General features: G+C 73.3%; 10 protein-coding genes. 5 read left to right on the top strand and 5 right to left on the bottom strand.

Annotated elements, in window-relative coordinates; genetic code table 11:
• Positions 1 to 136 precede the first annotated feature (136 nt).
• The 3 genes from ASF38_RS02390 to ilvA form a co-directional block, all read right to left on the bottom strand.
• Entirely contained in the window at positions 137 to 1,828 is a 1,692-nt protein-coding gene (locus ASF38_RS02390) for a DUF885 domain-containing protein (protein ID WP_056573400.1), read from the bottom strand.
• The gene (locus ASF38_RS02385; RefSeq protein ID WP_056573397.1) at positions 1,821 to 3,293 is read right to left on the bottom strand and encodes a polysaccharide pyruvyl transferase family protein; all 1,473 of its coding nucleotides are present in this window, start codon (positions 3,291 to 3,293) and stop codon (positions 1,821 to 1,823) included. Before ASF38_RS02385 ends, ASF38_RS02390 begins: the two co-directional genes overlap by 8 nt.
• Positions 3,294 to 3,356: 63 nt before the next feature.
• Positions 3,357 to 4,652, bottom strand: a complete 1,296-nt coding sequence (ilvA, locus tag ASF38_RS02380) for a threonine ammonia-lyase IlvA (RefSeq protein ID WP_056573394.1) — start codon at positions 4,650 to 4,652, stop codon at positions 3,357 to 3,359.
• Between the two features lie 32 nt (positions 4,653 to 4,684).
• Here ilvA and ASF38_RS02375 point away from each other — a divergent pair, with 32 nt between their 5' ends.
• The 5 genes from ASF38_RS02375 to ASF38_RS02355 all read left to right on the top strand — a co-directional run bounded on the left by ASF38_RS02375 (position 4,685) and on the right by ASF38_RS02355 (position 9,348).
• Positions 4,685 to 6,190, top strand: a complete 1,506-nt coding sequence (locus ASF38_RS02375) for a glycosyltransferase (protein ID WP_056573391.1) — start codon at positions 4,685 to 4,687, stop codon at positions 6,188 to 6,190.
• A 105-nt stretch (positions 6,191 to 6,295) separates the two neighbouring features.
• Complete coding sequence (locus tag ASF38_RS02370) at positions 6,296 to 7,252, top strand: Rossmann-like and DUF2520 domain-containing protein (protein WP_056573388.1); 957 nt, start codon at positions 6,296 to 6,298, stop codon at positions 7,250 to 7,252.
• A 1-nt stretch (position 7,253) separates the two neighbouring features.
• Positions 7,254 to 8,102 (top strand): pantoate--beta-alanine ligase, encoded by an 849-nt coding sequence (gene panC, locus ASF38_RS02365; RefSeq protein WP_056573386.1) that lies wholly within the window; start codon positions 7,254 to 7,256, stop codon positions 8,100 to 8,102.
• 2 nt (positions 8,103 to 8,104) lie between these two features.
• Positions 8,105 to 8,575: an aspartate 1-decarboxylase gene (gene panD / locus ASF38_RS02360; protein ID WP_055963884.1), complete on the top strand. Its 471-nt coding sequence runs from the start codon at positions 8,105 to 8,107 to the stop codon at positions 8,573 to 8,575.
• Positions 8,572 to 9,348, top strand: coding sequence for a type III pantothenate kinase (locus ASF38_RS02355; protein WP_055963888.1), 777 nt, complete (start codon positions 8,572 to 8,574; stop codon positions 9,346 to 9,348). Before panD ends, ASF38_RS02355 begins: the two co-directional genes overlap by 4 nt.
• Here ASF38_RS02355 and ASF38_RS02350 read toward each other — a convergent pair.
• Entirely contained in the window at positions 9,311 to 9,721 is a 411-nt protein-coding gene (locus ASF38_RS02350; RefSeq protein ID WP_056573383.1) for an ankyrin repeat domain-containing protein, read from the bottom strand. The genes ASF38_RS02355 and ASF38_RS02350 overlap by 38 nt on opposite strands.
• A gap of 369 nt (positions 9,722 to 10,090) precedes the next feature.
• Positions 10,091 to 10,991: HNH endonuclease signature motif containing protein (locus tag ASF38_RS02345; RefSeq protein ID WP_162237281.1), on the bottom strand; the 901-nt coding region annotated here is incomplete at its 5' end.

Genomic DNA, 10,991 nt, shown 5'->3' with positions numbered 1-10,991 from the left:
GGATCCTCAACCGCAGCGCGCGTTCTGATGTTGCGCATCCACCGATGGCGGGGGACGTGGTGGTCATTGGTGGATCGTCAACCGCAGGTCGCGTCCTGATGTTGCGCATCCACCGATGGGCGGCGGGGCGTGCTGCTCAGACCAGCGTGGCGCGCAGCGTGTCGAGCCCGACGGAACCGAGGCTCAGGGCCCGGCGGTGGAACTCCTTGAGGTCCGGACCGTGCTCACGGACCCAGGCGTCGCGGACCTGCTCCCAGATGCGCTGGCCGACCTTGTAGCTGGGCGCCTGGCCCGGCCAGCCGAGGTAGCGGTTCACCTCGAAGCGCACGAACGGGGCGTTCATGTTCACGTGCTCGGCCATGAACGCGAAGGCGTGCTCGGCGGTCCAGGGACCGTCGCCGTCGGGACGGGGCAGCTCGAGGTGCACCCCGAGGTCGAGCACCACCCGGGCCGCCCGCATGCGCTGGCCGTCGAGCATGCCGAGCCGGTCGGCGGGGGAGTCGAGGTAGCCCAGGTCGGCCATGAGCCGCTCGGCGTACAACGCCCAGCCCTCGCCGTGTCCGGAGGTCCAGAGGGCCCCGCGACGCCAGGCGTTCAGCTCGGCGGCGTTCCACACCGCATAGCCGCACTGGAGGTGGTGGCCGGGCACGCCCTCGTGGTAGACGGTGGTCAGCTCGCGCCAGGTGTCGAACTCCGTGACACCCTCCGGCACGCTCCACCACATGCGCCCCGGGCGGGCGAAGTCGTCGCTCGGCGGCGTGTAGTAGATGCCGCCCTCCTGGGTGGGCGCGATGCGGCACTCGAGCGAGCGCATGATGTCGGGCACGTCGAAGTGGGTGCGCCCCAGCTCCTCGACGGCGCGGTCGCTCGTCTCCTGCATCCAGGCCTGCAGGGCGTCGGTGCCCACCAGCCGGTGCTCGGGGGAGGACTCGAGGTGCGCGACGGCCTCGGCCACCGACGCTCCGGGCAGGACCTGCTGCGCGACGGCCTCCTGCTCGCGGACCATGCGGTCGAGCTCCTCGAGCCCCCAGTCGTACGTCTCCTCGAGGTCGACGGCCGCGCCCAGGAAGCCGCGCGAGGCGAGGGCGTACCGGTCGCGGCCGCAGGCGTCGCGCTCTCGGGCCGCCGGGGCCAGCTCGTCGGCCAGGAAGGTCGCCAGCTCGGCGTACGCGGCCCGCGCGCCGTCGGCGCCGCGCCGCAGGTCGGCCTGCAGCGACGCCGGCACGGACGCGGACGCGGCGGCGTCGGCCAGCTCGTCGAAGAACGCGCCGGCCTCGGCCTGGCGTCGGGCCTGGTCGACGACCTCGACGACCTGGCGGCGCGCCGGGGTGTCGCCGGCGCGGATCCCGGAGCGCAGCGACTCGGTGTACCCGGCGAGCGCACCCGGCAGGTTCGCGAGGCGGGTGGCGACGCCGGACCAGCCGTCGACGTCGTCGCGCGGCATCAGGTCGAAGACGTCGCGCACGTTCTGCACGGGCGAGGCGATCACGTTGAGGTCGCTGCGCCAGGTGCCGGCGTCGTGCTCCTCGACGTGCAGGTCGAGCACGCGCACGAGCTCCGCGTGCGTGACGACGTCGACGTCGTCACGCGGCTCCACGTGGTCGAGCCGGCGACGCATGGCGCGTGCCGCGTCGGCGTACGCCTCGTGCCCCGACGGCGACAGGTCGGCGTACTCGCCATCGCGTCCCGGCCGGCCGAGGGAGACGTGCCACTCGGGCTCGTGCTCGAGCATCACGTCGAGCCACTCCTCGGCCAGGACGTCGACGGCCGACGGGACCCGCCCCGACCGCTGCGACCCCGACTCCCGCTGCCCCGAGGCGTCAGCCACGACCGACCGCCTTCCTGAGCCGGGCGACGAAGCGCCGCCACCGGGTGTTCTCCAACGACTCGACACGGCGCGCCAGCGCGGCGACCGCGTCGGCGTTGGCGGCGTCGCGGGCCTTCGCGTCGTCGGCCAGGCGCGCGTGGCGGCTGCCCGCCCCGCGCCACGCGGGGTGTGGGAAGGGCGGCTCGTACCGCTGCGGGTGCCGTGTGATGTCGAGGACCATCCCCTCGCGCAGCCACTGCAGGCGTGCGGCCACCTGGTCGAGCCCCGGCGCGGCGAGCGTGTGCACCGCCGGCGGCAGGTCCACCGCGGCGAGGCGTTCGTCGAAGGACTGCGCGCCGGTGCCGGGCGACCACCGGTGGGTGAGGCCGTTGCGCTCCAGGAAGGCGGTGTACCGGGCGAAGCCGGCCGGCAGCTCGGCGTGGAAGGCGTCGAGGTCGGCCGCGGCGTGCAGCTCGTCGGCGTGCAGCCCGGCGGTGGCCTCGTCGAACGCCGACACCACGCGGTGCGGCATGCGGTGGTACTCGGCCAGCTCGAGGGTCCGCGAGTCGTGGGCCAGCAGCACGGCCGGCGTGCCGCCGAGCAGCCCCGCGACGTTGCCGTGGAAGCGCGTGCCGTACACGAAGTCGACCTGGGCGAGGTCGCGGTACCAGGTCCAGGTGTCGAGGTACAGCCGCAGCCGGTCCTGCTGGTAGAGCGGGTGGTGCAGGTGGACGGGCACGGCGGGGTCGTCGACGTGCGGGTGCGGGACGCCCCAGAGCATGGCCCGCAGGTCGTGCGCGTCCTGGCCGACGGCCACGAGGTTCGGGTGCCGCTCGCCCTGCCGGGTGACGAAGTCGCCGATGCCCGGTACCTCGGGCGTGAAGTTGAGGGCCAGGGCCGCGTCGTCGCCGAGGGCGGTCACGCGCCGCTCGACGCGGTGGTCCGGCCCCCAGAGGAACAGCGAGGGGCAGCCGATGACGTCGACCACGTCGTCGCCGAACCCGAGGAGTGCCAGGTGGCGTCGCGTGAAGTCGCCGCGTACGCCGATGGAGGCGGAGCGCTCGAGCACGGCGGAGACGAAGCGCCTCACGGGGTCGGCGATCTCGCCCAGGGACTCCGGGCCCTCGCCGTGCGGCGCCTGCGAGCCGATGCCGACCACGGTGACGGGGATGGTGAGCTGCTCGACGAGCTCGGTGAGCGCCGTCAGGTGACGCACGAACTGCGGTCGGAACGCGTTGGCCATCGGCACCACGAGGTGGTCGAACTCGGCGTTGATCCGCTCGGCGTCGCCGGGCTCGGGCGAGCGCCGCTCCGAGAGCGTGCTCGAGCTGACCAGCTCGGTGCCGTCGACGGCCAGGGACCGCCACACCGAGTGCTGGAAGAGGTAGTTGCCGGAGTTGGAGTTGAAGACGTCCTGCGTGAGGGTCGTCTCCGCGCCCACCGGGGTGAACGGGTCCTTGCCGGAGCGGACCAGCAGACGAGGCATGGCGCCAGTCTGTCAGAGGCCGTGCTCACGACGGCGGGGTCGCGCCGCCGTGCCCGAGGAGGGTCAGAGGATGAAGCGGAACAGCGGGCTGTCGCTCTCGATCCGCTCGATGCGCGGCGGTGCGGCCTCCATGCGTTCGAGCAGGGCCGGGAGGTCGTCGGCGCGGGCCAGCTCGATGCCCACGAGGGCGGGGCCGGTCTCGCGGTTGCTGTGCTTGACGTACTCGAACAGGGCGATGTCGTCGTCGGGGCCGAGCACCTCGTCGAGGAAGCGTCGCAGCGCACCCGGCTCCTGCGCGAACTCGACGAGGAAGTAGTGCTTGCGGCCCTCGTGCACGAGCGAGCGCTCCACGACGTCGGCGTAGCGGCTGACGTCGTTGTTGCCGCCGGACAGGATGCACAGCACGCGCGAGCCGGGCGCCACCGTCAGCAGGGAGCCCAGGACCGACGTCGCGAGGGCGCCTGCGGGCTCGGCGATGATGCCGTCGCTCTGGTACAGCGCGAGCATCTCGCTGCACACCTGGCCCTCCGGGACGCCGAGCATCTGCACGGCCGTGGAGCCGTCGCCGCGCACGGTGTCGAGGGTGTGCCGACCCGCGCGCCGCACCGCGGCGCCGTCGACGAAGGTGTCGATCTCGGGCAGCGTCACCGGCTCGCCGGCCGCGAGCGCCGCCGCCATGGACGTCGCCCCGGCCGGCTCCACGCCCACGACCCGGACCCCGGGATGGCGCTCGCGGAGCCAGGCCATGCTGCCGGCGAGCAGGCCGCCTCCGCCGACGGGCACCACGAGCACGTCGGGGACGGGCTCGCCGAGCCGCTGCAGCTGGTCGAACGCCTCCTGCACGACCGTGCCCTGACCGGCGATCGTGCGCGGGTCGTCGAAGGCCGGCACCAGGGTGGCGCCGTCGAGCGCCTCGCGGGTGGCTGCCGCCGACACGTCGTCGTAGGTCTCGCCGTCGAGGATCATCTCGATGGCGTCGCCGCCGATGCTCGCGATCCGGTCGCGCTTCTGGTGGGGCGTCGTGCGAGGCAGGTGCACGCGGCCACGCACACCGAGCGCGGCGCACGCGAACGCCACGCCCTGGGCGTGGTTCCCTGCGCTCGCGGTGACCACGCCGGCAGCCCGTGCGGCGTCGTCGAGCTGCGCGATGAGGTTGTACGCGCCCCGCGCCTTGTAGGAGCGCACGACCTGCAGGTCCTCCCGCTTGAGCCAGACGTCGGCACCCGTGACCTCGCTCAGCCGCGCGCTGCGCTCGACCGGGGTGGCGGTCACCACGCCGGCCAGCCGCTCCGCGGCCGCCTCGACGTCGTCGGCCGTGACCAGGAGGCCGTGGGCCTCGGCCTGTGCGTCGGTGCTCATGGTGCTTGTCTACCCGACGTTATGCTCGCGGCGTGCCCCGCCCGCCCGTCCGTCGCCTCGTCCGCGGTGCCGTCGGCCGGGCCACCCGTCGGGTTCGCGACCTGCGCGGGCCGACGCTCAGCGTCGTGATGCCCGTGTACCAGGGCGAGGAGCACCTGGCGGCGGCCCTGGAGTCGGTGCTCGGGCAGCGCTACCGCCATCTCGAGGTCGTGGTCGTCGACGACGGCTCGACGGACGGCAGCCGGGCCATCGCCGACGAGGTCGCGGCGCGCGACCCCCGCGTGGTCGTGCTCTCGCAGCCGAACGCGGGCCAGAGCGCGGCCCGCAACCGTGGTGTCGAGGTGGCCACCGGCACCTACCTCACGTTCGTCGACGCCGACGACGTCGTGACCCGTGAGGGCCTCGACGCGGCCGTGCGCGGGCTGGAGCGCAGCGGCTCCGACCTCGCCGTGCTGCCGTACCAGCGACTCGAGGGCGGGACCGTGGTGCGGCCCGCGCCGTGGATCCGGGCGCTGCACGCGCGGCCGGTGGAGGGCACCACGGTGTCGGAACGGCCCGACGTGCTCGTCCACGCCATCGCCTGCGCCAAGGTGTTCCGGCGCACCTTCTGGGACGCGGCCGGGCTGGCGTTCCCTCCCGGGGTCATCTACGAGGACCAGATCCTCACGGCCCAGGCGTTCCGCGAGGCCGCAGGCATCGACGTGACCTCCACGATGGCCTACTCCTGGCGGCGGCAGACGGCCTCCACCTCGCAGGGGCAGGTGACCGTCGAGAACGTGACGGCCCGCATGGACGCCGCCGACGAGTCACTCCGCCTGCTCGAGCCGCTGCCCGCCGTCCGCGAGGAGCGGGCGCTGCAGCTGCTCAAGCACAACGTCCCCAACTCCACGCTCAAGCTCGAGCGGGCCGACGACGCCTACCTCGAGGTCCTCGTGCAGCGGATCCCTCGGCTCGTGGCGGCGGTGGCCCCCGACCGCTACGCCCGCGAGGTGCCGGCCCAGCACCGCGTCATGAACGCCCTCCTGGACCAGGCCCGCGCCACCGGGGACCTCGCCGCGGTCTGGCGGTTCGTGCGCGCGGAGGGCCTGCAGTCACAGCTGTTCGACCTGGTGCCCACGTCCGACGGCCCGGCGATCGACCTGCCGGGGCGCCTCGACGACGATCTCGACCCCGTGACCTACCTGGCCACCGCCGAGCAGGTGCGGCTTCGCACGACCGTGCGCGAGGTCCTGGCCGGAGCCGACGAGCTCGTGGTCGACGTGCGGGCCTGGTTCCCCCACGCCGACGTGGCCGCCGCGTCGCTCACGGCACGCGTGCTCACGGGCCGCGACACGGCAGCCGGCGAGGTCGAGCGGACCGACGACGCCGCCGCCTTCACGTCGCGGGCGGGCACCGTCCGCGGCTACCCGGGCTCGGGCTGGCGGCTGCGTTTCCCGGCCCCCGCCACCCGGCGCTGCGAGCTGGTGCTGACGCTGACCGTCGACGGGCCCGAGGGCCTGCACCTCGAGGGCCTGCGGAGCCACCGGCTCACGCTGTGACCCTCGCCACCTCCGTGCCACTGTGCGCCGCCGGAGGACGGTCGTAGACTGACGGTGTCAGCAGTCTGGTACCCGTTCGCGGGACTGGAACGAGAGGCACTCCCCATGACGCACGCACGTCAGCACGACCCTGCGCGTGAGCGCACCACCTACGGCGTCGTCGGCGCCGGCCGGGTCGGCTCCGTCCTGGCCGCCCGACTGCGCGCCGCCGGCCGCGACGTCGTCGGCATCAGCGCCCGCTCCGACGCCTCCGCCCTGCGCGCCCGCACCCTCGTGCCCGACGTGCCGGTGCTGTCGCCGGCCGAGGTCGCCGCGCGCAGCGACGTGCTGGTGCTCGCCGTCCCCGACGACGCCCTCGTGGCCGTGTCCGAGGAGCTCTCGACGGTGCTGCGTCCCGGCCAGGTGGTCGTGCACACGAGCGGGCGGCACGGTCTGGACGCCCTCCGGTCCGCGGCGCGCGTCGGCGCGCGCCCGGTGGCCCTGCACCCGGCCATGACGTTCACCGGCTCGTCGGTCGACCTGGGTCGCTCGTGCGCCATGGGCCTCACGGCCGGCGACGCCGAGCGCGAGGTCGCCGAGGACCTCGCCGTCACGCTCGGCGGCACCCCGGTGTGGATCGACGACGCCGACCGGGTCCGCTACCACGCGGCGCTCAGCCACGGCGCCAACCACCTCGTCACGCTCGTCGCCCAGGCCCGCGAGCTGCTCCACGGCATCGGTGCCGGGGCCGAGGCCTCGCAGATCCTGCGCCCGCTGCTCGAGGCGGCCCTCGAGAACGCTCTCGACCTCGGCGACGCCGCGCTGACCGGCCCCATCGCCCGCGGCGACGTCACCACCGTGCGGGCCCACGTCGACGCTCTCGCCACCGAGCCCGCCTCCACCCGCGACGCCTACGTCGCCATGGCCCACGCCACCACCGAGCGCGCCGCGGCCGACGGTCGGCTCGACGCCGCCACCGCGGCGGTCGTGGAGTCCGCCCTCGACGAGTCGGTGCTTCGCGGGTCGGGGCTCCACGGGTCGGGATCGGCCGACGAGCGGCAGCACGCGCACGGACGGGCCTGACATGACCCCCGTCGTCGCCCGTACCCGGGCCGAGCTGCGTGCGGCCCTCGCGGGGGCCGACCGCACGGCGTTCGTGCCCACCATGGGTGCGCTGCACGACGGCCACGCGCGCCTCATGCGGCACGCACGCCCGCTCGGCGACACGCTCGTGGTCTCGATCTTCGTCAACCCCACCCAGTTCGGGGCGGGCGAGGACCTCGACGCCTACCCGCGCACCTTCGACGCCGACCTGGTCGTCTGCGAGCGCGAGGGCGTCGACGTCGTGTTCGCGCCCGACGTCGACGAGATGTACCCCGGCGGCCTGGACGGGGCCGTGACCGTCGACCCGGGCCCGCTCGGGCAGGTGCTCGAGGGCGCCGCCCGCCCCACGCACTTCCGCGGCGTGCTCACCGTGGTCGCGAAGCTGTTCGCCCTCGTGCGCCCCGACGTCGCCGTCTTCGGCGAGAAGGACTTCCAGCAGCTGGCGCTGATCCGCCGCATGGTGCGCGACCTGGCGCTCGACGTCGAGGTCGTGGGCCACCCGATCGTCCGCGAGGCCGACGGCCTGGCGCTCAGCTCGCGCAACACCTACCTGACGCCGATCCAGCACGAGCAGGCGCTCGCCCTCTCCGTCGCGCTGCGAGCCGCCGCCGACGAGGGCGTCGTCGGACGCGACGCCGTGCTGAAGGCCGCGCGCGAGGTGCTCGACGCCGCCGACGGCGTCGAGGTGGACTACCTGGTCGTGACCGACCTGTTGCTCGGCGACGTCGACGACTCCTACGAGGGGGAGGCGCGGATCCTGGTGGCAGCCAGGGTCGGCACCACGCGCCTGCTCGACAACTCACCCGTGGTGCTCCGGAAGGGACCCTGACCATGCTCCGCACGATGATGACCTCGAAGATCCACCGCGCCACTGTCACGCAGGCCGACCTGCACTACGTCGGCTCCGTGACGGTCGACGCCGACCTGCTCGACGCGGCGAACCTGCTGCCGGGCGAGCTCGTGCACATCGTCGACATCGACAACGGCGCCCGCATCCAGACCTACACGATCGCCGGCGAGCGCGGCTCGGGCGTCATCGGCATCAACGGTGCCGCCGCTCGCCTCGTGCATCCCGGCGACCTGGTGATCCTCATCGGCTACGGCCAGATGGACGACGCCGAGGCACGCGAGCACCAGCCGAGCGTCGTGTTCGTGGACTCCGAGAACCGCATCATCGGCACCGGGTCCGACCCGGCCGAGGCCCTGCCCGGGTCGGGGCTCACCCGCGGCGACGTCGTGGAGAACCCGCTCGTGGCGGCCGGCGGGGGTGCCGGGCCGGGGGCGGCGACGGTGGCGCCGTGACCCTCCTGACGCTCGACGTCGGCAACAGCCAGTCGGTCATCGGCGCGTTCGAGGGCGAGAAGCTCGTCGAGCACTGGACCGTCTCGTCGCAGACGCAACGCACGGCCGACGAGTGGCACCTGCTCGCCCACGGCTTCGTGCGCGCAGCGGGTCTGGCCGACGTCCAGGCGGTGGCCATGTGCTGCACCGTGCCGTCGATCCAGGTCGAGCTGAAGGCGATGCTGGAGCGGTACTACGGCGGACTCCCGGTCTCGATCGTCGGGCCGGGCGTGAAGACCGGCATCCCGATCCACACCGACAACCCGCGCGAGGTGGGTGCCGACCGCATCGTCAACGCGCTCGCCGCGGCCGAGGTGTACGGCGGGCCGGCGATCGTGGTCGACATGAACGGCACGGCCACGATCTTCGACGTGGTCGACGACCGGAACCGGTACCTGGGCGGGGCGATCGCGCCGGCCGTCGAGCTGTCGCTCGAGGCGCTGGCTCGTCGCGGCGCCCAGCTGCGGGCAGTCGAGCTGGCCGTCCCCCGCGACGTCATCGGCAAGAACACCGTCGAGGCCGTGCAGTCGGGCGCGGTCTACGGGTTCGCGGGCCTGGTCGACGGGATGGTCGACCGGATCATCGAGTCGTTGGAGGCCGACCCCGACGACGTGGCGGTCATCGCGACCGGCGCCTACGCCGACGTGGTGCTCGACCACTGCACGACGATCACGTCACGCGACCCGTGGCTGACCCTCACCGGTCTGCGTCTGGTGCACGAGAAGAACCACTGAGCCACGCGGGCCACCACGCCGCCCGTCGGTCGCCCCGCCCACGAGGAGCGGGCCCTGCCGGAGGTGCACCCGCTGCCGGGCGTGCGCCGAGCTCGACGAGGTGGGCCTCGAGCGCCGTGAGCCCCGCGGCCCGGGACGCCTCGACCGGGGTGGTCTCGTCCAGCTCGGAGACCATCGTCGGGTCGGCCCCGTGGGCGAGCAGCTCCCGAGCCACCGCATCCTGACCGGCCAGGATGCTGGTCACCAGCGCGGTGGACTGCAGCTCAGGGTGCACGTAGTCGGGGTCGACGCCCCGCTCCAGGTGGAAGCGGACCAGCTCGACGTCGCCGCGCACGGCGGCGGCGAACATGTCCTTGAAGTCCCCGCCCGACATGGGCACTCCCTTCGTCGCCGCGAGTCTAGGGCCGGCCGGGCCGGCACTCGGTGGTCGAGTGCCTCCACGAGCGCCAGCGAGGGGAGGTGTATCGAGACCACTCCTGGGCGGTCCAGCGGTAGCCGCCCTGCGTGTCGAGACCGTCGGTGAGTGGTCTCGATACGGACGGGCCTCGCACGCTCGCCCGTCCTGCTCGACCAGCGACGTCGGCCTCGGTGGTCGAGCGCGGCTCACGCCCGGTGGTCGAGTAGCGGTTCCGGCGACGGAGGAGCTCGGAACCGCGTATCGAGACCACTCTGGGCAGCTCAGCGATGCGCGGGCAGCACGAGCACCCCCACCAAGAGGTCGGGGTGTCGTGGGCGTGAGGGTTCAGGGTCGCCAGCGTTGGTTGCGTTGCCAGGTGTCGGAGCCGGGGAGCTTCCACTCGACGTGTCCGTCGTCGGGGTTGATGCGTCCGATCCAGCCCTGGTCGTGTGCTCGGTGGTGGTGGAACGGACAGAGAAGTGCGCCGTCCCTGATGTCGGTGGTCTTGGAGATCGCGTACGGATTCAGGTGGTGAGCCTCGGTCCACCTGGCGTCACGGTCGCATCCGGGTGTCGTGCATCCCATGTCGCGCTTCTCCATCGCCCGGCGTGAGCTGCGGTTGAAGTACCGGTTGGCGGAGCCGAGGTCGAGCGGGAGTGGCGTTCCGTTGAGGACCATGGGGACGATCTGTGCCGAGCCGGCGAGCCGGCGCGCTTCGCCGGCGCTGATGCGGGTGCCGTCCGACAGCCCGGCGGCCTTGACGCCGCCCATGAGGGTGTCAAGGTCGAGGTTGACCGTCACGACGGCGGAGACGCCACCGTTGGACGGCAGGGAATCAGCCGGGATGTGCTCGATCAACGTGGCGAAGGCGTGGCCGAGGCGCTGGGGGTAGGTCTGGCCGAAGCCGATCTCGTCCATCTCGCCGGTCGCGGCGTTGACGGTCCCGACCTTCTGGTGCGGCGCAGCCAACGCGTCAAGAGCGGTCTTGAGCATCGCGCCCTGGGCCTCGGGGAGGGTGAAACGGCCGGTGACGGTGCCGTCGTTGTTGTCCCACATCGAGAACGACGTCTTCTTGCGGGCTTCCTCTTCGCGGCGGCGGAGGATCTCGTCCTCGTCGGCGTCGACCTCGTCGGTGGTCTTCTTGTAGGCGTCGGTGATCCGGGCGGCCCTGCGGCGCAGGTCCTTGAGCGTCAGCTTCTGCGCATCCTTCAGGAGAGTCTCTTCGCAGCGCTCACGCTGCTCTGGG

The organism is Aeromicrobium sp. Leaf272, from assembly GCF_001422865.1.
In the GTDB taxonomy this organism is placed as follows: Bacteria; Actinomycetota; Actinomycetes; order Propionibacteriales; family Nocardioidaceae; genus Aeromicrobium.
The sequence above is the reverse complement of the archived record's forward strand: the minus strand, read 5'-3'. Positions and strand labels throughout refer to the sequence as shown.

Bases quoted from the DNA above. Each gene is read 5' to 3' on its own strand.
- ASF38_RS02385 (WP_056573397.1), bottom strand. From the start codon at position 3,293: ATGCCTCGTCTGCTGGTCCGCTCCGGCAAGGACCCGTTCACCCCGGTG.
- ilvA (WP_056573394.1), bottom strand. From the start codon at position 4,652: ATGAGCACCGACGCACAGGCCGAGGCCCACGGCCTCCTGGTCACGGCC.
- ASF38_RS02370 (WP_056573388.1), top strand. From the start codon at position 6,296: ATGACGCACGCACGTCAGCACGACCCTGCGCGTGAGCGCACCACCTAC.
- panC (WP_056573386.1), top strand. From the start codon at position 7,254: ATGACCCCCGTCGTCGCCCGTACCCGGGCCGAGCTGCGTGCGGCCCTC.
- panD (WP_055963884.1), top strand. From the start codon at position 8,105: ATGCTCCGCACGATGATGACCTCGAAGATCCACCGCGCCACTGTCACG.
- ASF38_RS02350 (WP_056573383.1), bottom strand. From the start codon at position 9,721: ATGTCGGGCGGGGACTTCAAGGACATGTTCGCCGCCGCCGTGCGCGGC.